24 protein-coding genes are annotated in these 25,518 nt (G+C 51.8%); 22 read left to right on the forward strand and 2 right to left on the reverse strand.

What is annotated here, in order from left to right:
• Positions 1 to 337: 337 nt before the first annotated feature.
• A complete protein-coding gene (locus AC2TF6_RS08795) occupies positions 338 to 2,419 on the reverse strand; it encodes a S8 family peptidase (protein WP_491310718.1) in 2,082 nt (693 codons plus the stop codon).
• A 192-nt stretch (positions 2,420 to 2,611) separates the two neighbouring features.
• Here AC2TF6_RS08795 and AC2TF6_RS08800 point away from each other — a divergent pair, with 192 nt between their 5' ends.
• The 14 genes from AC2TF6_RS08800 (at position 2,612) to AC2TF6_RS08865 (ending at position 15,277) form a co-directional block, all read left to right on the forward strand.
• Entirely contained in the window at positions 2,612 to 3,112 is a 501-nt protein-coding gene (locus AC2TF6_RS08800) for a YpuI family protein (protein ID WP_009674001.1), read from the forward strand.
• 557 nt (positions 3,113 to 3,669) lie between these two features.
• A complete protein-coding gene (locus AC2TF6_RS08805) occupies positions 3,670 to 4,194 on the forward strand; it encodes a hypothetical protein (protein ID WP_491310719.1) in 525 nt (174 codons plus the stop codon).
• A complete protein-coding gene (locus AC2TF6_RS08810) occupies positions 4,187 to 5,977 on the forward strand; it encodes an ABC transporter ATP-binding protein (protein WP_491310720.1) in 1,791 nt (596 codons plus the stop codon). Before AC2TF6_RS08805 ends, AC2TF6_RS08810 begins: the two co-directional genes overlap by 8 nt.
• Positions 5,977 to 6,516, forward strand: coding sequence for a MauE/DoxX family redox-associated membrane protein (locus AC2TF6_RS08815; RefSeq protein WP_491310721.1), 540 nt, complete (start codon positions 5,977 to 5,979; stop codon positions 6,514 to 6,516). Before AC2TF6_RS08810 ends, AC2TF6_RS08815 begins: the two co-directional genes overlap by 1 nt.
• Entirely contained in the window at positions 6,513 to 7,025 is a 513-nt protein-coding gene (locus AC2TF6_RS08820; protein WP_491310722.1) for a TlpA family protein disulfide reductase, read from the forward strand. Before AC2TF6_RS08815 ends, AC2TF6_RS08820 begins: the two co-directional genes overlap by 4 nt.
• A 384-nt stretch (positions 7,026 to 7,409) precedes the next feature.
• Positions 7,410 to 7,619 carry a DUF1540 domain-containing protein gene (locus AC2TF6_RS08825; RefSeq protein ID WP_491310723.1) on the forward strand — a complete coding sequence of 70 codons (210 nt, stop codon included), beginning with the start codon at positions 7,410 to 7,412 and terminating at the stop codon, positions 7,617 to 7,619.
• A gap of 47 nt (positions 7,620 to 7,666) precedes the next feature.
• Positions 7,667 to 8,083, forward strand: a complete 417-nt coding sequence (locus AC2TF6_RS08830) for a hypothetical protein (RefSeq protein ID WP_491310724.1) — start codon at positions 7,667 to 7,669, stop codon at positions 8,081 to 8,083.
• Positions 8,084 to 8,222: 139 nt separating this feature from the next.
• Entirely contained in the window at positions 8,223 to 9,146 is a 924-nt protein-coding gene (locus AC2TF6_RS08835; protein WP_491310725.1) for an ABC transporter ATP-binding protein, read from the forward strand.
• Complete coding sequence (locus AC2TF6_RS08840) at positions 9,143 to 9,916, forward strand: ABC transporter permease (RefSeq protein ID WP_491310726.1); 774 nt, start codon at positions 9,143 to 9,145, stop codon at positions 9,914 to 9,916. Before AC2TF6_RS08835 ends, AC2TF6_RS08840 begins: the two co-directional genes overlap by 4 nt.
• Before the next feature lie 124 nt (positions 9,917 to 10,040).
• Positions 10,041 to 10,826: a lytic transglycosylase domain-containing protein gene (locus AC2TF6_RS08845; RefSeq protein ID WP_491310727.1), complete on the forward strand. Its 786-nt coding sequence runs from the start codon at positions 10,041 to 10,043 to the stop codon at positions 10,824 to 10,826.
• A gap of 230 nt (positions 10,827 to 11,056) precedes the next feature.
• Positions 11,057 to 12,223 carry a cysteine desulfurase family protein gene (locus AC2TF6_RS08850; RefSeq protein ID WP_491310728.1) on the forward strand — a complete coding sequence of 389 codons (1,167 nt, stop codon included), beginning with the start codon at positions 11,057 to 11,059 and terminating at the stop codon, positions 12,221 to 12,223.
• 2 nt (positions 12,224 to 12,225) lie between these two features.
• Positions 12,226 to 13,443, forward strand: coding sequence for a tRNA uracil 4-sulfurtransferase ThiI (gene thiI, locus AC2TF6_RS08855; protein WP_491310729.1), 1,218 nt, complete (start codon positions 12,226 to 12,228; stop codon positions 13,441 to 13,443).
• 150 nt (positions 13,444 to 13,593) lie between these two features.
• Positions 13,594 to 14,265: a TerC family protein gene (locus AC2TF6_RS08860; RefSeq protein WP_009674003.1), complete on the forward strand. Its 672-nt coding sequence runs from the start codon at positions 13,594 to 13,596 to the stop codon at positions 14,263 to 14,265.
• Between the two features lie 187 nt (positions 14,266 to 14,452).
• Positions 14,453 to 15,277 (forward strand): IucA/IucC family C-terminal-domain containing protein, encoded by an 825-nt coding sequence (locus AC2TF6_RS08865; RefSeq protein WP_491310730.1) that lies wholly within the window; start codon positions 14,453 to 14,455, stop codon positions 15,275 to 15,277.
• Positions 15,278 to 15,556: 279 nt separating this feature from the next.
• Here AC2TF6_RS08865 and AC2TF6_RS08870 read toward each other — a convergent pair whose 3' ends face one another.
• Positions 15,557 to 16,765, reverse strand: coding sequence for an MFS transporter (locus AC2TF6_RS08870; RefSeq protein ID WP_491310731.1), 1,209 nt, complete (start codon positions 16,763 to 16,765; stop codon positions 15,557 to 15,559).
• A gap of 162 nt (positions 16,766 to 16,927) precedes the next feature.
• Between AC2TF6_RS08870 and AC2TF6_RS08875 the strand changes: the two genes are divergently transcribed.
• From AC2TF6_RS08875 to AC2TF6_RS08910, 8 genes are all read left to right on the forward strand, one after another.
• Positions 16,928 to 18,661: an alkaline phosphatase gene (locus AC2TF6_RS08875; protein WP_491310732.1), complete on the forward strand. Its 1,734-nt coding sequence runs from the start codon at positions 16,928 to 16,930 to the stop codon at positions 18,659 to 18,661.
• An 80-nt stretch (positions 18,662 to 18,741) separates the two neighbouring features.
• A complete protein-coding gene (locus tag AC2TF6_RS08880) occupies positions 18,742 to 19,521 on the forward strand; it encodes an ABC transporter ATP-binding protein (protein ID WP_491310733.1) in 780 nt (259 codons plus the stop codon).
• Positions 19,518 to 20,810, forward strand: coding sequence for an ABC transporter permease (locus tag AC2TF6_RS08885; protein WP_491310734.1), 1,293 nt, complete (start codon positions 19,518 to 19,520; stop codon positions 20,808 to 20,810). Before AC2TF6_RS08880 ends, AC2TF6_RS08885 begins: the two co-directional genes overlap by 4 nt.
• Before the next feature lie 82 nt (positions 20,811 to 20,892).
• On the forward strand, positions 20,893 to 21,747 hold the full coding sequence (locus tag AC2TF6_RS08890) for a hypothetical protein (RefSeq protein WP_491310735.1): 855 nt from the start codon (positions 20,893 to 20,895) through the stop codon (positions 21,745 to 21,747).
• A 228-nt stretch (positions 21,748 to 21,975) separates the two neighbouring features.
• Positions 21,976 to 22,461, forward strand: coding sequence for a hypothetical protein (locus AC2TF6_RS08895; RefSeq protein ID WP_491310736.1), 486 nt, complete (start codon positions 21,976 to 21,978; stop codon positions 22,459 to 22,461).
• A 351-nt stretch (positions 22,462 to 22,812) separates the two neighbouring features.
• Complete coding sequence (gene typA, locus AC2TF6_RS08900; RefSeq protein WP_491310737.1) at positions 22,813 to 24,654, forward strand: translational GTPase TypA; 1,842 nt, start codon at positions 22,813 to 22,815, stop codon at positions 24,652 to 24,654.
• 107 nt (positions 24,655 to 24,761) lie between these two features.
• Positions 24,762 to 25,058 (forward strand): YlaH-like family protein, encoded by a 297-nt coding sequence (locus AC2TF6_RS08905; RefSeq protein WP_009671349.1) that lies wholly within the window; start codon positions 24,762 to 24,764, stop codon positions 25,056 to 25,058.
• A 50-nt stretch (positions 25,059 to 25,108) separates the two neighbouring features.
• Positions 25,109 to 25,384 carry a hypothetical protein gene (locus tag AC2TF6_RS08910; protein WP_491310738.1) on the forward strand — a complete coding sequence of 92 codons (276 nt, stop codon included), beginning with the start codon at positions 25,109 to 25,111 and terminating at the stop codon, positions 25,382 to 25,384.
• Positions 25,385 to 25,518 lie beyond the last annotated feature (134 nt).

Genomic DNA, 25,518 nt, shown 5'->3' on the forward strand with positions numbered 1-25,518 from the left:
CGAAAAACCGCCCGTTATCTTCGGATAACGAGGCGGTTTTTGAGTTGTGCGCCGGGACGCTATTTTTTTCGCGCTTCCTTCATACTTTAAAGTACGGCGGAATTTTAGTTTATCACCCGGCCGATTCTCCACGGCCTCGGCTTGAATGTCCCGGATCGAGACGCGCGTTGCGGAGCTTACGGGTGCAGTTGCGACAATCCCGGATACGAGGAGGCCTTTTGTTTATCAGCAGGCCATTTGTCTGCAGCCTCAGCTTGAATGTACCCGTGGTTCAGGCGCAGTGCTGGTTTGATGCCGCAGCCCCCGGCTTACATATATCCAGGCCAGGACAGTATAGTTACGGGGCTACGGGCGCCGGTTTCGTCCCCGGAAGGCCGGCCTGTACGGGACCCCGGCCAAGAGCGGCTTCCACGGCTTTGTCTACATTGATGAGCCCGAACCCGAAGTAAGTGTCCCGGCCTTTGTCTCCGATATCCGAGGCTGTCTGGCGCATCAGTTCCATCACCTCGGTATTTTTGAGGGACGGATTCGCCGAACGGAGCAGGGCCGCCAGTGCCGTTACATGCGGGCAGGCCATGGATGTGCCGGAGAGAGCCGCGTACTGGTTCTGCGGGTAGGTGCTGGCGATGCTGACGCCCGGAGCGGCGACGTCGATATAGTCTCCGTAGTTCGAGAAAGACGCCCGCCCGTTGCTTGAATCCGTAGCGGCTACCGCAAACACTTCGGGGTAGGCCGCGGGGTAGCCCGGCCGTTCCGTGTTGTCGTTGCCGCTTGCGGCGATTAGGACCACGTCGCGGTCGTAAGCGTATTTGATGGCATCGTGCAGGAAATCCGAGCTGGCGTAGTTGCCGAGACTGAGGTTAATCACCTTGGCGCCGTGGTCAGTGGCCCAGATGATTCCCTGGGCAACGGCATATGTGCTGCCAACTCCGCTGCTGTCCAGAGCCTTGACCGGCATAATTTTGTTATACCAGGTCATACCGGCTACTCCCAATCCGTTATTAACCTTCGCGCCGATAATTCCGGCTACGTGCGTGCCGTGTCCGACATCATCCATCGGCTGCGCGGTCGGATCCAGGACGTTGTAGCCTTCGATGAGTTGACCTTTCAAGTCCTCATGATTGACGTCGGCTCCCGTATCCACGATCGCAACCTTGACATCCTGAGTGCCCTTGTTGAAATTCCAGCCTCTCAGCGTATTCGTGATCGGAAGGTTCCACTGATATTTGTTGAAAAGAACGTCATTGGGAATGACGTCCGGCTGCGCGGCCGCCTGCTCCCCGGCCCCGGAGCGTGCCGGTCCGGAATTGTCGCTTCGGTTGCCGGGCCACCAGTCAAAAAACCAGCTTAGCGGTTTGGTGCCGCGGGACAAGTCATTCGTTTCGTAAATATAGTGGGGCTCCACAAAGCGGACATCCTGGCGTTTGCGGAAATAATCCATTAGCTGCTTGGCTTCGAGACTGCGGGCGGTAATAATATACGTATTTCCGATAAGCTTGATCTTGGTGGCGCCGATCTCAGTCCGGATACGGGACAGCTCGGCTTCGCGCGGAGGACGGTTAAACTGGACCACGACGTCATGACGCTCGTAATGGCTGGTGCCTTCATGGTCGTCGGGATGAGTCACCCGTTTGCTGCGCAGCGTGTCGGTATCTACGCTTTCGATTTTCCAGCGGCTTTTATCGGAATGGAAAGATTGCAGGCGGAGATTTTTACGCTGATGATTGGAAACCTCCTGCAAAATATGCTGGCGTACGACGGCGACGACTGAGCTTTTCTTGTCGGGAGCGGGCACGTTCAGCACAAAGTACGGTTTATCCGCTACCGTGAAATTAGGCGACTGATAAGCGTTTCCTTGTGAGGCCGCTTTTTTCGCCTCCTCGATATAAGGCTGGGCGCTCTTGGCAAGTTCTTTGGACAGTTTGCCGGAGACGATTTCGGAAGCGCCGGCAGCGGAACCGGAAGCGCCCGAACCGGACGGAGCTGAAGATGCGCCGGGAGTCTCGAGAACACCGGCAGTACCTGAGCTGCCGGATGTACCCGAACCGGTCTTGGTGGAACTGTCGGATAGAACAGAAGAAGGCGATTTGCCCGGTACAACACCCGGATCAGACTTCGCGGGAATCCAATCCAGCATAATAATGTGGCCATGCTTGCTCTGCATGTCCTTCAGCGTTTCTTTGATCTTTTTAGGATCGGCTTGGTTCAGGGAAGCATACATTTGGTTAACATGGAGCAGGCACTGGTTCCGGCACAATTGGTCGGTTACGGCGACATCCTGTTCGACAAGCGCTTGTTTATATTTCAGCTCGGCTTCCGGCTGTACGTTCCTTGCTTCGGGTTTCGTCTGACAGGCGCTTGTTACGACAAGCAGGCTGCCGAGTATCATTCCGCCTAGGGCGGCAGTGGGGCGTCGCATGGGTCGGAGGCCTCCTTTCCTTCGTCTGGACTGCATAAAAGTAGGGTGGGAAAGGGGCGCTTTTTTTATACGGAAGCCGGACATTTCCCCTCAAGAATCGGGTACCTTTTCCAGAGAAAGTGTGATACTATATGGATGGGCTGAGCCGGGTGCGAGTTCCCGCTCTGTTAACTAGAGGAGGTCATAACCGTAATGGCAATGGATAATGTTAAGAAGGCGTGCGAGACAACGAGAAAGAAACTGAAGGAAGCGGCGGACCGTATCGAGTCGTTTCTGAACACCTACTCTCTTCCGCAGTTGAATGCAGAGTCCGATTCCGAAATGGAAGAGTTTTACCGCGGCTATTTGCAGGATACTCGTCACCTGCTTGTTTTCTGCGAGGTGGCTTACGAGAAGCTCGGAGTCAGCTTGCGCAGACCGACCTTCAATGTGGACTTTACCGAAAAAGTGCTGTATGAAGTGTACCACAACTGTATCAGCCCTTTCTTTTACCCGAAGAACGAGTGCTATTCCGAAGACGGCCGCTACGCGTACACCGGACAGGATGCCATTCGTTTCCGCAAAAAACCGAATCGTGAAGTACGAGATCTGACGATTGAATTGTCCAAAATTTTCGAAGAGCTCCGCGAAGAACTGTCTTACTATGAAAATGACTACATTACCCAGCGCCGCATGCAGGGCGAACGGGTTTAAAATAATTACGAACTACATTAGCTGCTCCATTAGGTTACACTGGAACAAAATCGCCAGTTAAAAGTTTTCAATGGCTTTAAGCAAATAGATTATAATAGAACTATTAATCTTAAAAAAAATTATAACGCATCCTTAGAGTAGGACCGGGATATCCTCGGCAACTGACTAAGGTGCGTTTTTTTGCTTTCAAATAAGATTAAGGATTAGAAAAAAAATAACTCTTAAATATGGAAATATAGGGTTTACTAAAATATTTTAATATGATAACCTAAAAAAGATTTAAAAATACAATATTTAGGAGGTGTTATACGTGTTAAATTTCTTTTCAAATTTGTTAGGTATTAAAAATGATTCCGTTTCTCCCATGGCAGACAGTTGGGTAACTTGCACTATGATCCATACTGCCCCTTGCTATGTTAATAACAATTTAAGGCCAGCAGAAAACATCTGTAACAAATTTAATTGTATACAAACAGGTAATTGTTGTTAATACTAAACAGATATATTAAAGCTAGCTGACATTCGGCTAGCTTTAATATTGACAGTGGAGGATTACATTGACAGTAAACATACTTTCATTTTTATTTTCAGTGCCTATAATCGCGTTTTTTTTCCTTTCCTATTATAGTATCTTACATTTAACTAAAAAGATTTATTTTGAAATAAAACTAGGACTAAAAAGAAATGTATATAATCAACTCATAAAAAACCCTTTATATCTCAAAAAAATCGAAACATTTTCGTCTATACCTATGACAGTCAATGGTGTTTTTTTTATGGCTATAATAGTCGATCCGACCTGTAAAGCTTGTTACATAGAGCTGGATAAAATCGTTGGAAAATTAAATTCAGATTTTGTATGTTTCGTTATAAAAACTGATGGGAATTATTTTGAGGATTTTATGCTGAAATATAAAGGTAAGATGATGATTTCAATAATCAATCTACAAGATATTCAAGAATTAAAATCAACACCTGTTTACTTTATAGGTAGTCCTGAAGGGCTAATTATAAATGTGGAATATAGGTTTGAAAATATATCTTCTTATTTTAGAAATGTAATAGGAGCTAGAGATGTTTAAAACACAAAAAAAAGTAATAAAATTTGTTTGGGATAACAATAAAACTTGGGTTATAATTTCAATTCTGATTTTATTAATCCAAGGCTTTGTCCCGTACTTTATATTAATAATATCAAGAGAACTAATTAATAATATCAGTATTTTTTTAATGCAAGGTAAAGAAACATATGAAACGATTGTTTTATTATTACTTGTTCAGTTCTTACTAATTATTCTCTCATCATCTCTTAATCATTTGAAGGAATATTTAGATATAAAAGTTGAAATGTCTTTAGAAGTTATTCTTCAAGAAATTTTTATGAAAAAAACTTCTTCTTTATCATTTGAGATATTAGATGATAGTCTCATCCATAATCAAATTGAAAGAGTTGGACGGAGTATAGGAAGTAGAGTTATCAGCCCAATTCGAAATTATATGGAAGTCCTTAAAGAAATGATAATAATAACATCATTTGTTTATTATTTGTTTAAAATACACTGGTTTTTAGTTTTAATTACTTTAGTATCTATATTTCCTATGATAATTATGAAAATAAAATTATCTCACCAACAATTTAATCAAATATTAGATCTAACCCCAGCAGGACGTATGGCAAATTATATTTCTTACCTCTTAAAAGATAAAGTTGTATTAAAAGAGATTAGGATATATGGACTAGCAAAATATTTAATTAATAGATGGAAAATTATTTATAATGGAATGAAAAAAGAAAAATTAAATCTGCATAAGAAAAAGAATTTTATTGAAATATCTATTGTCAGTGTAAATAGTTTATTTTCTTTTATAACTACAATGATGTCAGTTTTTTTGTTAAAGAGTAAATCATTGAATATAGGTGATTTTGTTGCGATTAATCAAGCTATTCAAGGTCTTCAAAATTCTAGTATGTTAATAGCAACCAAATTATCAAATATTTACGAAATGAATTTGTACTTAAAAGATTTTTATGAATTTATGGAGAATAAAAATAATGTCACTTCTGAATCTCTTGCCATTTATGACTATCCTGTACCTTTGAATAAGGGGATAACTGTTAATAATCTTTCTTATACTTACTTTAATAAAAAGAATAAGGTTCTTAATAATATTACCCTAGATATCAAGCCTGGCGAAAAAATTGCTATAGTAGGACATAATGGATCTGGAAAAACAACATTAGCTAAATGCTTGTTAGGTCTTTACAAAGTTAATAATAATGTAATTTTTGTAGATGGAAAGGATATAAATTTAATCTTTAAAAATAGTTATCACCAAAATACTACTGCTTTATTTCAGGAATATACAAACTTTAATTTTACTTTAAAAGAGAATATTATTTTTGGTAATGTTAAAGAGGAAAATGAGCATAGATTAGAGGAAGTAATAAAAAATAGCGGTCTACATAACTTTGTGAATAAATTAGAGAATGGCTTAGAAACCCCTCTAGGTAGATTATTTTACAACGGAGATGAATTATCTGGTGGCCAATGGCAGAAAATTGCTTTTGCTAGGGCATTATATTCAAATGCTCAAGTATTTGTTATGGATGAGCCAGCTTCATCTCTAGATCCGAGTAACGAAAAAGAACTATATTCACAATTTAACAGAGCTTTGAAAAATAAAACTGTAATCTTCATTACTCATCGCCTAGCCTCAGTTCAAATAGCTGACAGAATAATAGTTTTAAAGAATGGAGAAATTATTGAAGAGGGAACTCATGAAAGTTTATTAAAAAATAAAGCAGAGTATTATCATCTCTATTCTTCACAAAATGAATTCAAGAAAGATGGGGAAATGGATTAATGTTTGATATTTATATATACATTAAAACACTGATATTTATTATTTTCGCAAGTACATTTTACAGTAAGATATTTTATTATAAAGAACACGTAAAAACTATTATAGATTATAAAATACTATCAGAAAAATGGTCGGTTTATTTCGCTGTTGTCGATAGTATCTTTCATACTATAGGGTTGATGATGTTAGTGATGAATATAAATATAAATGTAGTTTGCCTAATTTTTATCAGTATGTTATTGCTGTATAATTTTTCTATTGCTGTTAATGTAATAAAGAAAAGAAAAATGATAAGTTGTGGGTGTGGGGGCGTGGTTGGAAATCATAACTTATCTTGGACTCTAGTTTTTAGAAATTTTATAATTATTATATTTCTATATGTCGCATACAATGAATCTTTGCAATATAACATAGGTATGACCAATATACTCACATTTATTTATTTGTGCATCAATATAAGTATAGTTATTATTTGGTTTATAGTTAAAGAATTATTTTATATTCATAACAAGATGAGTACCTTGGAGGAGCTAATTTGAATAACTTTTTAATTAATTCTATTATTGTTTTGTGGATAATTGTTATTATTCAAATAGCTGTTATATATTTATTACTTAAAAATATTACATTTTTTTTGAAAAATGTTCGGCTTGCATCTGAATTGATAAAAAATAAAAAGCCAAGTATTGGTGATCAACCTCCAATGATATTAAAAGAGGATAAGAATGAAAAAGGATTGGTGCTGTTATTATTCTCAAACGAAAATTGTCAATCATGCCAAAAAATTCTAGGAAACTTGGAGGCGTTGTTGCAATTAACTCCTGATGTAATAATATCGGTAATTTATGCGCAATCCAAAAAAACAATCAGCGAAGAAGATGAAAAAAATAAGAGAATTAATTATTATGTCTCTCAAGAAATGTTTAATAAATATGATATAAGTGAAGTTCCGTTTTTCGTATTAATATCTTCTGAAGGAATAATTATTGATTTAGGATTAGCTGTAAACATTGAAAACTTAACACTTCATTTAAAGGAAGTTATTTGACGGGCGACATGAAAATTTTAGTTTGGAATGAAAAGACATTATGGGCATTATCAGCGGGCGTTCTTTCGGGACGTGCTTATGGTAATGCCTTCTCTTTTATAGATGCCTGGTGGACACCAGACGAGTTCACGCTGTCTTCGAAGATACAGTGCGATCTTTCGTTATCCATATCGAATTTTAGTTTAATGCGAAGCTCCGGGATCTTTCTATAATTTGGTTTTAATCTTTATCACGTTAGGAGCAGTCTTCAAGATTTTGTTTGCGGTCATGATGGGATCATGATTGCGGTCATGGTTGCGTCAAGTCCGTCTGTCAGGTTGTGACAGCACTCCCCGCGGATATCCGCCCAGCCTTCGTGAGACCCTATGCTTGGGGGTGATCGATATGCCAGAAGTCAAATGCGCCGTTTCGAACTGTGCCTACTGGGGACAGGGGAACAACTGCCGTGCGGATATCATTATGATCGAAGTGGACGAGCATGCGAATGCCGACCTGTCTTCCGAATTTGCCGGTGAAGAATTTGATACGCGTCATAAGGATCAGGCTGTGGACCGTGCCAATACGTGCTGTCACACGTTCAAAGAGAAGAAGTAACACGCACACCCGAAATTCCTCAGCACAGCAAGAGGAGGTCTTCACGTATGTCTCACCACAAAAGCCGTAAGAAGCAGGAGCGCAAGCGGGAACATTCTCAAAAGCATGACCCGGCTAAAGCGAATTCTTCTGCGGGTCGGGAGCACGCCGGGCGTTCGGACCGTGAGGAATATGCGGGCGAACTGGCCCCGGGGCTTGCGGGACGCAATGTGGAAGACGCAGGCGCCCGAAGCAGGGAGGATGCCGACTCGGATGCGTGGATAAGCGCCCGTGCGCTCGGAATAATGGCGCTCGTGTCGTCCGTTTTTTCTTTTTTCCTGCTCCCGTTTGTACTCGGGCCCCTTGGGGCGATTCTCGGGTACATGGCTTTTGCGGACGGAAGCAGGAGAGCCGGCGGCTGGGCAATCGCGATCGGACTAATCAGCTTTTTTTCCAATTTGTTTTTCGTCCCGTTTGTGATCTAGCGGACGGCGGAAAAGGGCCTCCGGGCCCTTTTTTTATATCGGTCATGGAAGGGACGGGGCAGACGAAATTAGACGAAACCCCTTTAAACCGTTATAATTTGCTCAGACATGCTAGTGCTGGATAGGATTGGAGGATCCAATGGAAACCGAACAAGCTATGGAACTGGTAGGCGTATCGAAAACGATAGGCGGAAAACCGATTATCAAGGACTTGTCTTTTTCCGTCCGGCGGGGGGAAATTTGCGGTTTTCTGGGACCGAACGGTTCCGGTAAAACGACGACGATCCGCATGATGGTCGGCTTGATGTCGATGAGCGCGGGCGAAATCCGGATTGCGGGCTTTCCCGTAAGGACACAGCGTTCCAAGGCGCTTGCCCATGTGGGCGCTATTGTCGAGAACCCCGAGCTGTACCCGTATATGTCGGGCCATAAAAATCTCGTCCACTTTGCCCGGATGGCGGCTGGGTCCATACCGGCTGGACGGATGGAGGAAATCGTAGAACTGGTCGGGCTGACCGACGCGATTCACGACAAAGTCAAAACGTACTCGCTTGGTATGCGGCAGAGGCTGGGAATCGCCCAGGCGCTTCTTCACCGGCCGACGGTGCTTATTCTGGATGAACCGACCAACGGTCTCGATCCGGCCGGCATACGGGAGCTCCGCGATTATTTGCGCAATTTGGCCAAGACGGAATCGATTGCGATCCTCATCTCCTCCCACCTTCTGGCGGAAGTCGAGCTAATCTGCGACCGTGCCTTGATTATCCAGGAAGGCCGGCTTGTCGGCGAACGTATCGTTCGCGGCGGAGCGACCGCAGAGGACGAGCTGGTGCTGGTCGAATTCGAACTGAAGGGAATCGAGGCGGGAGAGCATACGGCCGGGGAATACGGGCTGCTGAGGCGCGAGAACGGGCTGTATACCGCCAATTTGTCCAAGTCGGCGATTCCGGAAATCGTGTCCCGGCTTGTCGGGCAGGGGATTGATGTGTATCAGGTGGCCATCCGCAAGCCGACGCTTGAAGACACCTTCCTCCAGCTGACGAAAGGAGAGGACAGCCGATGAAATTCCTTTCGCTCGTACAAAATGAAATCATGAAAATCACAAGCAAAAAATCGACTTGGATTTTCTATATCTTTCTGCTGCTGCTCAGTCTGTTTGTCGGTCTTCCCATTAAACTGTGGATTCCCGGCTATTCGGACGGCCACAATTATATCAGCTTTGCCGGCACCGTTTTTATGGTCTGCTCGCTGTTTGTTACCTTGTTTGCCCTTGTTCTCGGGGCGCAGACGGTGACGGAAGAGTACAAGGACGGAACGATCAAGCAGCTGCTGATCCGTCCGTCCGGCCGGACAGCCATTCTGCTGTCGAAGTATACCGCCTGCGTGATTATGGTGCTCATCGCTTACGCGGTTCTTTTTCTGAGCTCAATAGCGGCAGGGGCCGCACTGTTCGGGACGGCCGAGCTGCCTGACGAGCATTTTATCGTGCTGTCCAGCTCGTACTGGTACTCGCTGCCCGACATGCTTTTCATGTTCACACTCGCCTTCTTTATCGCGACGGTGTTCCGCAGCAGCGCGCTGGCGATTACGGTGTCCATTGTCATGAATCTGGCGGGTTCGGCTTTTGCCGCCCTGCAGTACAACTGGGCACGGTACCTGATATTCAACAATACGAACTGGAAGATCTATGATCCCGATCCTCTTGTCAATCAGGGTACGCCGCCTCCTTTCCCGGGAATGACTTTCGGGTTTTCACTGACGATCTATGTGCTGCATCTGATCGTCCTCCTGGGCGTTACGATCCTGGTCTTCCGGAAAAGAGACGTGGCCTGAGCGGATAATTCCGGCTGCGAAGCCGGATTTTCGGCAAATTTGGCTAAAAGGGTTCAAAACGGGACGATTTGTGCCGATATAAGGTTTATAATTTGCTTATGGGCTTACAAACGGGGATGAGAAAATGACGTCTATTGATCCGCGATTAATGAAAGAGCTTTTAAAACTGGAGATGCTGAACAAATCGACGTTGTTTTCCGGCGCCGGCGGAGCAGTGTCGGGTGCCTCCGAATCCGGCGAGGAATTCAGCTCGCTCCTCAACACGCTTCTCATGGAGCAAAGCGGCCTGTCCGCCGATCCGGCCGGGGAGGATGCACTCGGCATTCTGCCGCTGGAAGCGCTGCAGGGCGCGTGGACGGGCTCGGCAGGCGCGGTTCCGGCTGCCACCGGTACGGGCTTAAACGTTCAGCGGCAGGCTAAGGCACTCCGTTCCTACGAAACGGCCGCCGGAGCCGTACAAGCCTCTCTGCCCGCTTCCGCGCGCGAAGCGGCTTACGACGCTTACATCGTACAAGCAAGCGAGCGTACGGGCGTAGATCCCGCCCTGATTAAAGCGGTGATCCGCCAGGAGTCCTCCTTTAACCCAAATACGGTTTCGAGAGCGGGAGCCAAGGGGCTTATGCAGTTGATGGACGGCACGGCAAACGGACTGGGCGTCACGAACGCCTTCGATCCGCAGCAGAATATCCAGGGCGGAGCGCAGTACTTGTCCTACCAGCTTAAGCGTTTCGACGGAAATGTCGGCGTCGCTTTGGCGGCCTATAACGCGGGACCCGGACGGGTCAACAAGCTGGGAATCAAAAACGATTCCGATTTACTAGAGAAAATGCATCTGCTGCCGAATGAAACTCAGCAGTATGTGAAAAAGGTTATGAATGCCAAGGAACGGTACGACCGGGAATTTACTTAAGCCTTAATAACGTTGGAAAGAAGCGGTTTCTCCGGCTGGAGAGGCCGTTTCTTTCTTTTTTTTCAGAAGGTCCGGCAAGGTGCGGAAGCGATCTTGGAAAAGGCAATCGGCTTGCTTTGATGATAAAGGCGGCTTGTGTTCGGGGTGGTTTTGCGATTTAATGAGGAATATGCACGTGACAGGCAAACCCTTAACGCGATCTTTTTTTCTATTAGAAAGGACAGAGATAGATGCTTTATTTGGATAACGCGGCAACAACCCAGCCTTACAAGGAAGTGGCGGAGACGGTTGCGGACGTGATGCTCCAGCATTTCGGCAATCCGTCTTCGATTCATAAATTCGGCCTGGACGCCGAGAAACTGGTTAAAAAGAGCCGCGAGGTGATTGCCTCCGCTCTTAAGGCCCGGCCGGAAGAAATTATTTTTACGTCGGGCGGTACGGAGAGCAGCAATCTGGCCATTAAAGGAGCGGCTTACCGGTATCGCAGCCGGGGCCGTCATCTGATTACAACAGCTGTCGAGCACGCTTCCGTAACGGAAGCTTTCCGTCAATTGCAGGCGGAAGGCTTTGAAGTGACGGTTCTTCCCGTAGACGAAACGGGCCAAGTCCGTGTGGAGGATGTGAAGGCGGCCGTCACCGGGGAGACCATTCTCGTCAGCGTCATGCATGTGAACAACGAGATGGGGCGGATACAGCCGATCGGAGAGATCGGCCGGTGGCTGCGCGAGAAGCAGACCGTGCTGTTTCATGTGGACGCCGTACAGGGAGTAGGCAAGCTGCCTCTTTCTCCAGACGAGCTGGGCATCGACCTGATGAGCGCGTCCGCTCACAAGTTCAAAGGCCCCAAAGGAGCGGGCTTCCTCTATAAGCGGACGGGCATCGACCTTCAGGCCCAGCTTGCCGGGGGAGGCCAGGAGCAGGGAATACGCTCCGGCACCGAGAACGTGCCCCTGATCGTCGGGATGGCTAAAGCGCTTCGGATCGCCACCGATAATCTGGAAGTAGACATCCGGCGTAAGCGGGCTTTCCGCACCATTGCGGTCGAAGGCATTCTCGGGCTTCCCGAGCTGGCTCTGACAGGCTCCCGCGAAGAGGAAGACATGGCGCCCCATATCGTTCATTTTACTTACCCGGGCATGAATTCCGAAGTTGTCGTACATGCTTTGGAGCAGCGGGGCATATATATATCAACGAAGTCGGCTTGTTCTTCGGGAGAGCCGGAGCCGAGCAAAGTGCTGCTCTCCATGGGGCTGGACCGGGCGCATGCTACAAGCGGCCTGCGGGTCAGCTGGACCGAAGAGCATTCGGAAGAGGATGCCCGCCGGTTCGTAGAAGCGCTCCGCGGCGTAATCGCCGATCTCGTACCGGTCTCTGCGCGTGCGAAAGGGGGACGCTGATCATGATGTCTCCTTTGAAGCCCGATCTGCTGCTCGTCCGTTTCGGAGAAATGATGCTGAAGGGCAAAAACCGCTCGCGGTTTGAAAAAAAGGTCGTCAGCCAGCTCCGCGGCGTTCTTGCGCCCTTTGCGCAGGTCAAGCTGGTGACCGAATACGGCCGGGTGTATATCCGGCTCTCCGATGCGCCCGCCGAAGATGTAGGCAAAGCCGTCTCGAAAGTGTTCGGTATTGAAACATACAGTCCCGTGTATACGGCTCCATCCGACAGCGAAGCGATTCAGGCGGTGGCGGTCGCGCTTATGAAGAAAGTCGTGAAGCGTCCGCAGACGTTTAAAGTGGAAGTCAAGCGCGTGGATAAAAGCTTTCCGTTCGATACGCTGGAAATGAACCGGATCGTCGGCGGCGCCGTGCTCCGGGCTTGTCCGGAGCTCAGCGTAGATGTGCGCAGCCCCGAAACGACCCTGCGGGTGGAGCTTCGGGAGAAAGGGGCGCTGCTGTTCGTGGAGACCTTCGAGGGAGCGGGCGGTTACCCGCTCGGCACGAACGGCAAAGCCGTGCTCCTGCTTTCCGGCGGGATCGACAGCCCGGTGGCGGGCTGGCAGGCGATGCGCCGGGGTCTTGAGCTGGAAGCGGTGCATTTCCACAGCTTCCCGTACACAAGCGAGCGAGCCAAAGAGAAGGTGATCGAGCTGGCCCGCAAGCTGTCCGCGTACAGCGGCGGAAGCATCAAGCTGCACCTCGTGTCTTTCACCGAGGTGCAGACGTCGATTTATGCCGCGTACAAGGACAATCTGCTCGTCACCATTCTCCGCCGCGCCATGTACCGCATTGCGGAGACGATTGCGGAGCGGGAGAAGGCGCTGGCGCTGGTGACGGGAGAAAGTCTCGGGCAGGTGGCGAGCCAGACGCTGCCGAGCTTGAATGCGATCGGCCGGGCCGTATCGCTTCCTGTCCTGCAGCCTTTGATTGCGACGGACAAGAAGGAGATTATCCGCATGGCCGAGCAGATCGATACGTATACGTTATCGATTCAGCCTTACGAAGACTGCTGTACGCTGTTCCTGCCGCCGTCGCCGAGCACCAACCCGAACCTCCGGGTCATCGAGGCGATCGAAAGAGGCCTTCCGCAGCTAGAGGAATGGATCCTGCGGGCTGCGCAGGAGGCGGAAACCGTCGTCGTGACTCCTGAGGATGAGGCGGAGGAGGACGCCTATTTCTGATTCCTTCCGTCACGGACGGATAAGGAAAAGGAAGGGGTGTCCGATCCGGCGATGCGAGGCGGCGATCGGCTGCGGGCAGCTTTAAGCTCTAGGCTTAGGCGGCTTTGCTTTGACTACGAGTGGAGCCTGAAGCGGAAGGGGAGAAGCGGTGTGCTCGAACAGCTTGGACTGTTTCTGCAAATCATGCTGATCAACATCGTACTCAGCGGAGACAACGCCGTCGTCATCGCGATGGCAAGCAAAAATCTGCCGGCCGCGCAGCGCAGGCAGGCCGTATGGTGGGGAGCGTTCGGCGCGATCGCCCTGCGGCTCATTTTGACCATTATCGCCGTGGGCGTTCTGAAAATCCCCTTTATCCAGGCGGCAGGCTCGGTATTCCTGCTCTGGATCGCCGTGAAGCTGCTGATGGACAATGATGCCCATTCGTCCGTTCTGCAGGCCAGCACCCTGTCAAAGGCGGTCTGGACGATCATCGCGGCCGATTTCGTCATGAGTTTGGACAATGTGCTGGCGATTGCCGCCGCTGCCGGGAATAATCTGACCATTCTGATCCTGGGAATCGGGCTGAGCATTCCCATCATCATTTGGGGAAGCGCCGTTGTCGTGGAGCTTCTGGAAAAAATGCCGGTGCTCATTTACATGGGGGCGGCCGTTCTGGGCTTTACCGCCGGAGAGATGTTCCTCAGCGATGCGAAGCTGAGCGGCTGGCTTCTCGGGGAATGGCCGCATTGGCCGGTCCCGTGGCTGGGGGCCGTTCTGGTCGTTGGCATCGGTCTCTTGAAAAAATGGCTGCTTCCGGCCAAAAGAAAAACCGTGTTCTGACATGGCATCGCAGTCTAGCCTGCTTTTCCAAGGTGTATGCGTAGTCTGATCATTCAAACGGCCGGTCTTTTCATGCCGGATGCGATAGGGTAAGATGTAGATAATTGATAACGGTTCTCATTTTTTGGAAGTAGTGAAGACAAGGCACTGCCGACCCGGCAGGCTGATTTTACAGGGGGTGAGAGATGTGCAGACGGAAAACAATCACGCATGGACGGAAGATCCGGCGAAATTCCGTGAATTTTATGCCAAACAATTTCGTGTCCTTCTAGGTGGAGAGAAACTCCTTGAGAAAACGACCGGAGGAAGCGATTTTTTGCAGGAAGGCTTGCAGGAAATGATCGGGCATTACAAGGACGTGTATAAAACCGAACACCTTCGCGCAATCGGCGCCACTCTATCGAGCTACCTGAGCCTGATACCGGCCGCTTTTCTTCACGCCATGTCGCACCATAACATCGCTTTGCCGCTGGATCCGGCTTCAACGTCCATCCAGTACGATCAAGAATCGTTCTATTTGCATCTGCAGGGAAGCCCCTCAGCCTTTGCGGGGCCGGAACTTTCACGGGAAGAGAGGCGGGCACATTTGGTCGGCGGCTTGTTCGACTCTTATATGAAGCCTGTTTTTCAGAGGCTCCGGGAACTGACCGGGATAGATAAACACTCCCAGTGGTCGTACGCGGCCTTAACGCTGCAAAGAAGCTATGAAAATTGGATGGATAAGGCTTCCGCGGAGGAACTTAAATATGTTCTCCGGGAAGACTATGAATATGTCGTCGGAGTCTCGGACCCTGCCTGGTTCGAATGTTCGGGAATCCGGGACCGGCACCCGCTGGATCTTCCTTTCAAGTTTGTGCCGGACGTTTATAACACAGGCAAAACAGTGCGCATGAAATACCGCTGCTGTCTGTATTACAAGCTGACGGACACCTACTGTTACACGTGTCCGGCCATTACGGAAGAACACCGCTCCCGCCGTGGGGAAGAAATTATTTCGGCCCGAAGCAAGTAGACTGCGGGCAAGCCGGTTGCATCTGCAGTCCCGGCCGTTTAACCCGCCTCGCGCACCAATAACCGCCGTTGCTCCCGGAGTAACGGCGGTTTTTTTGGGGTTCGGGTAATTTGGCAAGCTTGCTCCTAATGCAGGGCCAGCTTGCAGCGGCTGTGGTGCAGGCGGTTGACGGCGCCATGCGATGTCGCACGGTGCGCCGGGACCCTGCCTGCGCGGGATTGTCAGCCGTTTTGTTCTCCGCGGCGTGCCCGAGTTTACCGGGCGTCTGGTTAAGTCGCTTTAAGCCGCTTTAAGCTGCGCGCTTTTGCGCCGTGTTAACAGCAGATAGACGCTGTAAATGACGATCAGCAGTACGATGAGCAGCACGGACCAGCGATAGGCGGCCCCGTAGCTGCCGACAAGGGAAGCGAACGCGCCGAGCAGCATCGAGCCGGTCCCGATGCCCAGATCGTTGGCGGAGTAGAACGTGCCGTTGGCCGCTCCCCTTCTGGACGGCTCCGTCCGGTCGATCGTCCACGCCAGCAGGGCGGGCTGCACGGAGCCGAATCCCGCTCCGAAGACAGCCGCAGCTGCGGCAAGCGACGACGTGGAATGGGCGTAGGAGAGCAGCCACAGACCCGCGCCGGTAAAGAAGGCGCCCGGAAACAGCACCCACGCCGGCCCCTTGCGGTCATAGACCAGTCCCGTCAGCGGACGGGTGATCAGCAGCATGACCGCATTGCAGACGAAGAACCAGCCGACGTTGCCGATACCGGCTTCTTTACCGAACAGGGTGAGAAAAGTGACGATTCCGCCGTAGCAGACGGCCGTACAAAACAGCAGAAGGGACGGAAGCAGCGCCCCCGGCTCGATGAGCCCTTTGCGGAACCCGCGCCATGAGAAGGTTCCGGAAGCAGCGGGTGGTTTTTTACGCCCCGAACTGATAAACAAGGAGAGCAGCAAAGCCGAGAAAGCGAGGACAGTGGAGAAAATGAACAACGGGTGAAAGCCGTACTCCGCGGCGATCCACAAGCCCGTCAAGGGGGCCAGGGCCATCGCCATCGTATTGGACAATCCGTAGATGCCCATCCCTTCGCCCCGGCGCTCGCTCGGGACGATATCCGAAATCACCGTCCCGAGCGAGGTGGTGGAAATTCCCCAGCCGATTCCGTGAATAAAACGGAGCGCGAGCAGCATGGCGACAACGGCGGCCGCCGAATAACCGAGCACGGCCAGTCCGCACAAGGCGAGCCCCGCGGAAAGCACATGCCTCCGGCCGATCGTGTCCAGCGCTTTGCCCGCGAACGGGCGCGTCAGCAGAGAGGCGACGGTAAAAGTACCCATGGCAAGCCCGATCTGGGTCTGCCCGCCGCCGATACCGGCCGCATAAAGCGGAATGGTCGGAATGAGCAGCTGAAAACTGAAAAATAAAAGCAGGTTCGAAAGGGAGGTTACCGCAAAGTCTCGGGTCCAGAGCGGTTTTTTCTTGGATTTCCGGTTCGTAGCCATCTCCGTTCTCCTGTCCTTCTGGTTACCGGTAGTATCCCCTTTTTACATCGGCTTAATAATACCCCCTTAATTTAACAAACTTGCGCGTTTTCTTTTAACTGTCGGAAATAGTAAAGCCGTACGATGAGACTTGTTGGGAACTTAAAGTCGGAGGGGATTCTTTTGAAAAAGATCATTCATCGTTCGATGATTGCCGGAACGGCAATCGCACTTCTTCCATTCACGCTGGCAAGCGGCGCACTGGCCGCAGGCACAACGGCTGCAGAGAAAGAACAGAAAGCGGTATCCAAGAACGTGATCGTGCTGATCGGCGACGGAATGGGACCGGCCCAGGTGTCGGCCGGACGTACGTTTTCCAAACATAAGCTGGGCAAGGATCATTTGGAGCTCGACTCCTACTACGTCGGACAAGCCACTACATATGCGGACCGGGGGGAAGACGGCGGCACAATCGTTTCCGGTGAAGTGACCGACTCCGCTTCGGCGGGAACGGCTTTCGCAACGGGCAATAAAACGTACAACGCCGCGATCAGCGTTTCGAACGAAGACGTGTCCAAGCCGTTCGCTTCCGTAATCGAAGCTTCCGAGCTGGCGGGCAAAGCGACGGGACTCGTCACCACCGCTCGTATCACTCACGCTACACCGGCCGTTTACGCTTCTCACGTGCGCAACCGCGACAACGAGAGCGCCATCGCGTCCCAATATTTGAACGACGGAAATGTGGACGTGCTGTTCGGCGGCGGCAAGCAGTTTTTCCTGAGCAAGGACGAGAAGGGCAAGCGGACGGACAAAACGATCATTCCGGACTTCGAAAAAGAAGGCTACAAAGTCGTGTACGACAAGCAGGGGCTGTCATCGCTGGACGGCAAAACCGGAAAAGCGCTCGGCCTGTTCGGAAACTCCCACGTGGATTATGTGCTGGACCGCACGAACACCGTCCCTAATCTCGCGGAAATGACCAGCAAAGCGATCGACATTCTTTCCGCCAATCCGAAAGGGTTTACGATGATGGTGGAAGGCGGACGCATCGACCATGCGGGACATGCGAACGATCTGCCGTCCGTCGTGCAGGAAATGCTCGATTTCGACGCAGCGGTTAAAGTCGCCATGGAATTTGCGAAAAAAGACGGCAACACGTCCGTCGTCGTAACGGCGGATCACGAAACAGGCGGTCTCTCGCTTTCCCGTGACAACATTTACGAGATCAACGTGGACGCTTGGGACGACCAGCAAAAATCGTCCGAACTGATCGGCGGAGAACTCAAAAACGCCAAAACCGTCGAAGACGTGAAAGCGCTCGTAGCCAAATATACCGGCCATACGGATCTGACCGACGACGAAGCGAAATTCATTCTCGCCGGAGACGGCTCTTCGTACAAGCAGGAAGGCGCATTTAACGCCGTAATGTCCAAGCGCTACCTTGTAGGCTGGTCCGGACACGGTCATTCCGCCGTCGACGTGGGCGTATGGGCTTACGGTCCTATCGCCGAGAAGGTCAAAGGCCAGATCGACAACACCGAGATCGCGCGTGCCGTGGCTTCCGTGGCGGGTATCGATCTGAAAGCGGCGACAGACAAGCTGCAGAGCGAATATGCGTACCCGAAATTCAAAGTGACCCGCGAAGGCGCGGTCCTTTATCCGGCCAGAGCGCTGGCTGAAACGCTGGGGGCCGAAGTGAAATGGAACGGGGATGCACGCGAAGTCGTTCTGAGCGCGGGCGGCGTCAATCTTTCCGTAAACATCGATACGCAGGCAGCGGCCTTGAACGGCCAGCCAAGCGGCTTCAAAGCGAACATCGACAACAACGTCCTCTATCTCCCGCTGGAAGCATTCAACAAACTTACGGGCAAAAACTTGACATGGGACGCGCTCTCCGAGCGGATCAAGCTGAAATAATCGGCCGGGCGGAGCAGTACCGGCATCATCCGACGGACAGGGGCATGAAGCTCCTGTCCGTTTTCAATGGAGGCTGATACATGATGATTAAGCTTACAGGCATTAAAAAACAGTTCCGGCTGCCCGGCGAAGGGAAGCTCCCCATTTTATCCGTTCCGGAATGGGAAGTGGGGGAAGGCGCGCAGCTTGCGTTAACCGGTCCCAGCGGAAGCGGCAAAAGCACGCTGCTCCATCTGCTCTGCGGCGTACTCGCCCCGGACGAAGGGCAGATAACTGTCGACGATGTGCCTCTTCATGCCCAATCCCAGGCCCAGCGCGACCGCTTCCGTTCCGAGAAGGTCGGAATCATCTTTCAGGATTTTCACCTCATGGCCTCGCTGACGGCCAGGCAGAATGTGGAGCTGGCCCTGCCCGTGAAAATGCCTAAACCGCGCAAGCGGGAACTCACAGCGGAATGGTTCGAACGCGTCGGGCTGGCCGACCGGATGAATCATCTGCCCGGTCAGCTGTCCCGCGGACAGCAGCAGAGGGTGGCGATGATCCGGGCCCTGATCCGCAGCCCGAAAATCGTGCTGGCCGATGAGCCGACGGGAAGCCTGGACCGGGAAACGGCAGAGGACGTGATGCGGCTTCTCCTCGAGCTTACCGCATCCTCGAATGCGACGCTGCTGGTCGTGACCCATGATCTCGAGCTAGCGGCCGGGTTTCGGACACGGACGCACATCGGGGAGCTTAACGAGTGGTACACGCCGAAGGAAGCGATTCGCCCGGCAGACGGGCCTGGTCGTGACCGTATTTTGCCGGGAGATATAGCTGAACCCTCGGGTACGTCCGGCTGGAAAGGGGAAAAGTTGGGATGAGTGTTTTCCGGGTTATTTGGCGCAATGCGCTTCACCGTAAGACGTTATCGGTCTTAACGATGCTTTCGGTCGCCTTGACGGCCGCTTTGTTGCTCTTCGTGCTGATGTGGAACGAAGGCGTGGAGAAAGGCGCCGAGAAAGGATACGGTCCTTTCGAAATTACGATGGGCGCGGAGGGGAGCAAGACCCAGCTTGCGATGAGCACCTACTATCATATCGGGGCGCCGACCGGGAATATTCCGAACGCCTTATACGAGCAGGTGAAGAAAGAAGCCGAGGCGGAGGAAGTTTTCGCCATAACGACGGGAGATAATCTGAACGGTTATCCCATAGTCGGCGTAGACGCCCGGTATTTCGCCGTCCGGTACGGAGATAAACAGCTCGCGTCAGGAAGCTTGTACGGCGGGCTCGGCGAAGCGGTTATCGGCTCGCATGCCGCCCGTACGCTCGGCTTGAAAGTGGGAGATACGTTCAAGGGCGGGCACGGCCTTGTCCATTCCGCCGAAGCGGCGGGAGAGCATGCGGAGGAGCACCATGAGGAAGAGAGCGGGGAGCATGTGGACGCAAGCCATGAGGGCGCACAAGGCGATCATAACGGGCATGACGAGCATGACGAGCATGACGAGCATGAAGCTTTCTCGTACAAAGTCGTCGGCATCCTGCCGCCTCTGCACTCTCCCGACGATCGTGCCGTGTTCACGACACTGGACTACGCCTGGGCGGTCCACGGGGAAGCGGCGCAGCACGACCGCGAAGTGACGGCGCTTATGGTGAAGCCGAAATCGCTGCTCGGCGCACAGGCGCTCAAAAACAAATACGACGCAATGACGGGCCTTCAGGCCATGTATACCGGCAAGGCCGTAGCGGATGTCGTCAATGTGGTGGATAAAGGCACCCAGGTCGTGCAGATCGTTACGTACCTTTGCGTCCTTCTGGCCGCTTTGACCCTGCTGCTGTCTTTGCTGGCGGCGGCAAGCGAACGCCGCAAAGATGTCGCGCTGCTGCGCCTGATCGGCAAACCGGGACGATACGTGTGGACGGCGCTTGTCGGCGAAGGGGTTTTTCTGACAGCGGGAGGTCTGCTTGTCGGCCTTCTGCTCGGCCATAGCGCCGGAGCCGCCGGAAGCTCTCTGCTGTTTGACTTCGCGGGAATCCAGATCGATCCATGGTCGCTTGCGCCCGGTGAGCTGCTGCTTGCGGGAGGAGCCGTCCTGCTCGGCATAGCCGCTTCGGCGATTCCGGCCTGGCAGGTTTACCGGGTGGACCCCCTGTATCTGTTCCGTTCTTGAGCCGGTAGCAAGCAGCACCGCAGCCGCATGGTCCGTAAAGACGGACAGCAATTCCATTCCCTTATGTAGGAGGAGATCCACAATGAAGTATACCCGCACGGTTTTGACGATTCTCGCCGCCGCGCTCCTGACATCCGCCTGCGGCAAAGAAGAGGCGCCGAAGCCTGCCGTGCAGTCGTTCGGCTCCGCATCGGCCGCGCAGACGCCGGCAGACACCGCCGCGTCTCCGTCCGCGGCAGCGACTCCCGCGGGAAGCGCCGCGCCGGAGGGGACGCCCGCCCCGACCGGCACAGGCGCCCCGGGCGGCCTGCCGCCGGCTACCGGCGATGCGGGCGGAGCGTCCGCCCCGTCCGCATCGCCCGGAACGGCTCCGCGGCAGAGCCCTGCGGCGCCGGGCGCGGCAGCCGCGGGCGGCGCCGTGCAGCCGACGGCGGCTCCTTCCGGCGGCACGGCCGCCGGGACCGCTCCTGCGGCAAGCGCGCCGCCGCAGAAGAATGCGTCCGCCGGGACCGGCCCCGCGGACAAGACTCCGGCCGCCGCGAAGCCGACGGCGGCCCCGGCCAAATCTTCGTCCCCCGTGCTGAAGTGGACGGAGTTTTTCGACGACGAGAAGCAGGCGACGCCGTCGAATAAATTCTGGGATCTCAACGGCAAAAGCGTAGAGATCCGCGGGTTTATGGGCGAAGTCCTGTCCTTCGACAAGCACTGGTTTCTGCTCATTCCCGCACCCGGGGCGGAATGCCCTTTTGACAACGGGGACGAGACTTACTGGAACAAGATTATGATCGTATTCGTGCCGAAGGAGACGAAGCTGCGCTACACGTCAGGTCCCCTTAAAATCAAGGGCAGACTCGACGTGGGCATTAAAGTCGACGAGTCCGGCTACAAAACGATGTTCCGGCTCTACGACGCCTCTTTTGAATCGATAAAAGAATAGCTTATCCGCATTTCCGCCCGAGGATTGGCTCTAGCCAGCATTTCCCGTTTGCGATAAACTGGAAATAAAAAGCGTGTCGATACCGGGCGGAATGGCCCGCGAACGCGGAGGGTCGGACTGGCGGGCTTCCAAGATGCAGAGATGGCGACAAGGAAACCTCGCCGCAATTCCGGCAATCCGCAGATCCGCTATCCGTCAAGGTGTCGTCCGAATACAGGGGGATCGCAGATGTCGAACAAACCGTTATCTATGGGAATCATTCTTGTCGGGGTGGCTCTAGTTCTGCTGCTCGGAAAAATCGGCGTTTTCACGTTCATCGGGGCGCTTTTGTGGCCGCTTGTGCTGCTCGTGCTGCCCGGCCTTGTGCTGCACGCCCTCGTCTTCAACCGGACATTGCCATCCGCGGCGGTTTTTCCGGGCGGCGTTCTCGTTACGTACGGCATCCTCTTTTTCCTGTGCAGCCTGTTCGGCTGGGGGCTCATGTCCATTCTGTGGCCGGGATTCATTTTCGGGATCGCGGTCGGGCTCTATGAACTCGTATATTTCGAAAAAGGCCGGGATAACGGGCTGCGGATGATTGCTATCGGACTCGCGCTCGTCTCCGTGGTGCTGCTGCTCTTCAATCTGGTGTTTACGGTGAGCATCTACGTGTTTATCGTGCTTCTGCTGGCGGCCGGAGCCGTACTGATCATATCGGGCAAAAGAATCTGGTAGCGTGTAAAAACAGTGGAAATCGGAGGAGAAAACCTCTTTTACTGCCGAAAAATCTTGCTTTTAGAAGTTCTATCGCGTATAATCGGAACGTTGTAGCGTCGGAATGCATCCGGCGCTTATTTTGAAACAGAGCCCGGTCGGGTGCTTTACGGTTCTCGCAGCCTTCCCGGCAAACCGCCCGGTTTACAAAGCTGTCAAAGCTGTCCCAGACAGGCATGTTCCCCGGAACGGCCGAAGCTCAGGCTTACGGCTTTCCGCGTCACATACGGTACCACAACGTTTTTGCCAAGCATCATGGCTTTGCCCATTCAATAAAAGCGCGCAGCGCCCAAGGAGAGAGGACCTACCTTTATGTTTCCCAGAGAGAAAATCCGCAACATCGCGATCATTGCCCACGTTGACCACGGTAAAACCACGCTAGTTGATAAGCTGCTCCAGCAGTCCGGTACATTCCGCGAGAACGAAGCCGTTCAGGAACGCGCTATGGATTCCGGCGATTTGGAACGGGAACGCGGCATCACCATTCTTGCCAAAAATACGGCCATTAACTATAAAGACCACTTGATCAACATCATGGATACTCCCGGACACGCCGATTTCGGCGGAGAAGTGGAACGGATTATGAAAATGGTTGACGGTGTTCTTCTGGTCGTCGATGCTTTCGAAGGAACGATGCCTCAGACGAAGTTCGTGCTTCGTAAAGCACTCGAGCAGAACCTGACTCCGGTTGTCGTCGTGAACAAAATCGACCGTCCGAACGCTCGCCCGCTCGAAGTCATTGATGAAGTGCTGGATCTGTTCATCGAACTGGGCGCCAATGACGATCAGCTGGAATTCCCGGTTGTTTACGCATCCGCTCTGCAGGGCACGTCCAGCTTGGAATCTGATTCTCAAGGCGAGAATATGCTGGCTCTTTACGAGACGATCGTCAGCCATATCCCGCATCCGACGGAAAGCGTGGACGAGCCTCTTCAATTCCTCGTTACCCTGATGGATTTCAACGAATATCTCGGAAGAATCGGGATCGGCCGTGTGAACCGCGGTATCATCAAGCAAGGGCAGCCCGTGGCCGTTATGACCCGCGAAGGCGGAATGAAGCAGGCGCGCATCGAGAAACTGTTCGGTTTCCAAGGCTTGAAGCGTGTTGAAATCGAGCAGGCGGGCGCCGGTGACATTATCGCCATCTCCGGTATTAAGGACATCAACATCGGTGAAACGATTGCCGATCCGACTAACCCGGAAGCACTGCCGGTTCTGAAAATCGACGAGCCTACTCTGCAAATGACGTTCATCGTCAACAACAGTCCTTTCGCAGGCCGCGAAGGCAAATGGGTGACATCCCGCAAGCTTCGCGAGCGTCTGTTCAACGAGCTGGAAACGGACGTTTCCCTGCGCGTGGAAGAAACCGACAGCCCGGATATGTTTATCGTATCGGGACGCGGCGAGCTTCACCTCGGTATTCTCATCGAGAATATGCGCCGTGAAGGCTTCGAGCTTCAAGTTTCCAAGCCGGAAGTCATTATCCGTCAAATCGACGGCCAGAAAATGGAGCCGATCGAGCGTCTTCTGATCGACGTACCGGAAGACAGCATGGGCGCCGTAATGGAAAGCCTCGGAACGCGCAAAGCCGAAATGGTGAACATGGTGAACCACGGCAACGGCAACGTTCGCCTTGAATTCCTGATCCCGGCCCGTGGCTTGATCGGTTACCGGACGAACTTCCTGACGCTGACACGCGGTTACGGCATCATGAACCATGCTTTCGACAGCTACGGCCCTTATGCCGGCGCGGGTGTCGGCGGCCGTCACGAAGGCGTGCTGGTTTCCATGGAGAACGGTGTAGCCACCACTTACGGCCTGATGTCGATCGAAGACCGCGGTACGCTCTTCGTAACGCCGGCTACTGAAGTGTACGAAGGTATGATCGTTGGCGAGCATACGCGCGATAACGACATCGTCGTTAACATTTGTAAAGAAAAACAGCTTAACAACATCCGTTCCGCAGGGAAAGACGATACCGTTAAGCTGAAAGTTCCGAGAATCTACTCTCTGGAGCAGGCTCTCGAATATTTGAACGATGACGAGTATTGCGAAATCACGCCGAAGTCGATCCGTCTTCGCAAGAAGATCTTGAACAAGAACGAGCGTGAACGCGCGGAGAAGCAGCGCAAAACCGCTGACGCCAACGCGTAAGCTTAACTGAATCCATCTTTTCACCTACGAAGGGAAATAAGCGGGAATTTGTGTTCCTTCGCCTTATTTCCCTTCTTTTTTAACTATACAAAGGGGGTTGCAGCGTAATGTACCAATGGTTCGCCGAAAATTTTTGGCTGACGTGCCTCATCATCTTCATCATGATGTCCTTCGTGTATAACAAGGTTTTCCGTACACGCAGACTGCCGGTTTTGAAAGCGCTGATCGTTTACGTCCTGCTTGCGCTGGGTTCGTTTATGCTTACGTTTTTCCAAGTGCTCGGACCGCAAATTCCGATTGTCCCTTCTCTCGCCGTAGCGATTTTACTTATGCTGATTCTGCGGATCCGTTATTTTGTCGAGGGACGTCGCAAGAAGAAAGATTCCGGACAAACGGGTCAGTAACGACGACAAGGTTGTACCAAATTTGATTTCAAACCGGGGGGCCGAATTCTATGACGCTTCAGGACGCTTTGTTCAACTGGCTGCAGATTCGCATTGTGGCCGATGCAAGACCTCTTGACGAGGCGGCAGGGAAAACGGCCGACTTCTTCGAAGAGATTTTGCGGGAAGATCATGGTGTAAGCGAATTTGAAAAGACAGAGGCGGATGAGTACCGTCTTCGGATCGACTATGTGCGGCAGGGGGAGAAGCATTCCGTCTTTTTCGACCGTGAGCATGCCGAGCGCCTGCTTGCCGATATCGGTTCCAACCCCAAATATAACGAATAACTAGCGCTCTTTTTCACCCCCGGATAGACAAGGGTGACATATCTTCCTTGTGGAGACGAATACAATGGTTGTATCTGTCGCTAAAGGAGTGTGAATCCGTGTCTGACCGCTGCTGTACATAGCGTGAAGCTTTT

It is taken from the genome of Paenibacillus sp. JNUCC 35, assembly GCF_058269095.1.

Coding starts and splice junctions, on each gene's coding strand:
- AC2TF6_RS08795 (WP_491310718.1), bottom strand. CDS start 2,419: ATGCGACGCCCCACTGCCGCCCTAGGCGGAATGATACTCGGCAGCCTG.
- AC2TF6_RS08800 (WP_009674001.1), top strand. CDS start 2,612: ATGGCAATGGATAATGTTAAGAAGGCGTGCGAGACAACGAGAAAGAAA.
- AC2TF6_RS08810 (WP_491310720.1), top strand. CDS start 4,187: ATGTTTAAAACACAAAAAAAAGTAATAAAATTTGTTTGGGATAACAAT.
- AC2TF6_RS08815 (WP_491310721.1), top strand. CDS start 5,977: ATGTTTGATATTTATATATACATTAAAACACTGATATTTATTATTTTC.
- AC2TF6_RS08825 (WP_491310723.1), top strand. CDS start 7,410: ATGCCAGAAGTCAAATGCGCCGTTTCGAACTGTGCCTACTGGGGACAG.
- AC2TF6_RS08830 (WP_491310724.1), top strand. CDS start 7,667: ATGTCTCACCACAAAAGCCGTAAGAAGCAGGAGCGCAAGCGGGAACAT.
- AC2TF6_RS08835 (WP_491310725.1), top strand. CDS start 8,223: ATGGAAACCGAACAAGCTATGGAACTGGTAGGCGTATCGAAAACGATA.
- AC2TF6_RS08840 (WP_491310726.1), top strand. CDS start 9,143: ATGAAATTCCTTTCGCTCGTACAAAATGAAATCATGAAAATCACAAGC.
- AC2TF6_RS08845 (WP_491310727.1), top strand. CDS start 10,041: ATGACGTCTATTGATCCGCGATTAATGAAAGAGCTTTTAAAACTGGAG.
- AC2TF6_RS08850 (WP_491310728.1), top strand. CDS start 11,057: ATGCTTTATTTGGATAACGCGGCAACAACCCAGCCTTACAAGGAAGTG.
- thiI (WP_491310729.1), top strand. CDS start 12,226: ATGATGTCTCCTTTGAAGCCCGATCTGCTGCTCGTCCGTTTCGGAGAA.
- AC2TF6_RS08870 (WP_491310731.1), bottom strand. CDS start 16,765: ATGGCTACGAACCGGAAATCCAAGAAAAAACCGCTCTGGACCCGAGAC.
- AC2TF6_RS08880 (WP_491310733.1), top strand. CDS start 18,742: ATGATGATTAAGCTTACAGGCATTAAAAAACAGTTCCGGCTGCCCGGC.
- AC2TF6_RS08885 (WP_491310734.1), top strand. CDS start 19,518: ATGAGTGTTTTCCGGGTTATTTGGCGCAATGCGCTTCACCGTAAGACG.
- AC2TF6_RS08890 (WP_491310735.1), top strand. CDS start 20,893: ATGAAGTATACCCGCACGGTTTTGACGATTCTCGCCGCCGCGCTCCTG.
- AC2TF6_RS08895 (WP_491310736.1), top strand. CDS start 21,976: ATGTCGAACAAACCGTTATCTATGGGAATCATTCTTGTCGGGGTGGCT.
- typA (WP_491310737.1), top strand. CDS start 22,813: ATGTTTCCCAGAGAGAAAATCCGCAACATCGCGATCATTGCCCACGTT.
- AC2TF6_RS08905 (WP_009671349.1), top strand. CDS start 24,762: ATGTACCAATGGTTCGCCGAAAATTTTTGGCTGACGTGCCTCATCATC.
- AC2TF6_RS08910 (WP_491310738.1), top strand. CDS start 25,109: ATGACGCTTCAGGACGCTTTGTTCAACTGGCTGCAGATTCGCATTGTG.